The organism is Ruminococcus sp. RTP21204st1_B2_RTP21204_210225 (assembly GCF_040914135.1).
Taxonomy (GTDB): Bacteria; Bacillota; Clostridia; order Oscillospirales; family Ruminococcaceae; genus Hominimerdicola; species Hominimerdicola aceti.
In genome coordinates this window covers 1-1488 of the sequence record NZ_JBCPGA010000115.1, presented here as the reverse complement: position 1 = coordinate 1488, position 1488 = coordinate 1, and the positions used below count along the sequence as shown (strand labels likewise).

The 1488-nt window shown below is 34.7% G+C and carries 2 protein-coding genes; both read left to right on the top strand.

Annotated features, from left to right (window positions below; genetic code table 11):
- Positions 1-1164, top strand: a 1164-nt coding sequence (locus tag AB5123_RS14330; protein ID WP_368365001.1) for a recombinase family protein, incomplete at its 5' end; no start/stop codon positions are given.
- A gap of 55 nt (positions 1165-1219) precedes the next feature.
- Positions 1220-1488 (top strand): type II toxin-antitoxin system Phd/YefM family antitoxin (locus AB5123_RS14325; RefSeq protein WP_368365000.1); only part of this gene is annotated, 269 nt, incomplete at its 3' end.

Here is a 1488-nt window from a genome sequence, read left to right as displayed (position 1 = left end):
TTCTTTGAGAAAGAAAACATTGATACCGCAAAACTGACTGATGAAATGATGATAACCATTATGGGCGGTCTGGCTCAGGAGGAATCGGTATCCATTTCAAAAAACTTGAAATGGAGTTATCAAAAAAGATTTGAAAAAGGAATTGTAAATGTTTTTTCTGCACCATTTGGTTTTAAGTTAAATAATGGCGCATTGATTATTGACAAAATTCAAGCTCAGATTGTGGAAGAAATTTTTGATATGTTTTTGAATGGTATTGGTTATCAGCGAATTTCAGAAATCTGTCAGAGCAAGTACAAAGTGTATAAAGATAAATTTAGTTATTACGGCATTCGATATATTCTTTCCAACGAAAAATATATTGGCGATTCAGTCTATCAAAAAACATTTACAACAAATAATCTTCCATATAGAAAGATTCAAAACAATGGACAATTAAACAAATATTGTATTCAGAATACTCATGAAGCAATAATTTCGATAGAAATATTTGAAAAAGCTCAAAAATTGATTGAAAGCAGAAAACATAAAAATATAGTGTCTGAATCACCGTTCAGAGGAAAACTGATATGTGCCAACTGTGGAACAAAATACAAACGCAAAGATAGTAGAAATAAAATATACTGGGTTTGCCGCAAACACGATAATTTAGCAGAATTGTGCATGAATAAACGAGTTGAGGAAAAGTTTATCAAGCAAAGTTTTATAAGACTATACAACAAACTATTATTCAATTATAAGCAAATTCTTGTACCTCTTCAAACATCATTGCAGGATTTGAAACTTAAAAAGTTCAACGGTAAAACACAAGTAATGGACATTCACAAAGAAATCGCCAAGCTTCGAGAACAAACTCACGTCCTTGCAAGACTGAAAACTAAAGGTTTTCTGGACGAGGCTAAGTATATTGAGCAGACTACTGAGCTTACGGCAAAGATCAATAAGCTGCAAGCAGAACTGAAAAAGCTTACACGCTTAGACGACGAGGACGAAACTCTGGATCAGATCGAAATGTTAATAGACTTTTTTGAAAGGCGTGATAAGCCGATAACCGAGTTTGAAGAATCGGCATTTGAAAGTATAGTTGAGAAGATCGTGGTTATAGATCAGCATGAGTTGGAGTTTCACTTGATAGGCGGAATAAAGTTTAAAGAAAATATATAAAACGCATTGACAATTTAGCATAATTATGATAAAATATATTTAGGAGGCGATGAGCATGGACATGAATATGATAAGACCCGTTTCGGATCTAAGAAACAATTTTGCGGATATTTCAAAAACCGTTCATGAAACAGCACAACCCGTTTTCCTTACCAAAAACGGTTACGGTGATATGGTTGTCATGAGTATGGAGGCTTTTGAGAAAATGCAGTTTGAAAGCGACGTGTATTTCAAGCTTGCAGAAGCCGAAAGAGAAGCTGAGGAAACAGGCGAACGTTTTTCTTCAAAGGATGTTCTCAGCGCAATGAAAGCGGCGGCGAGAGG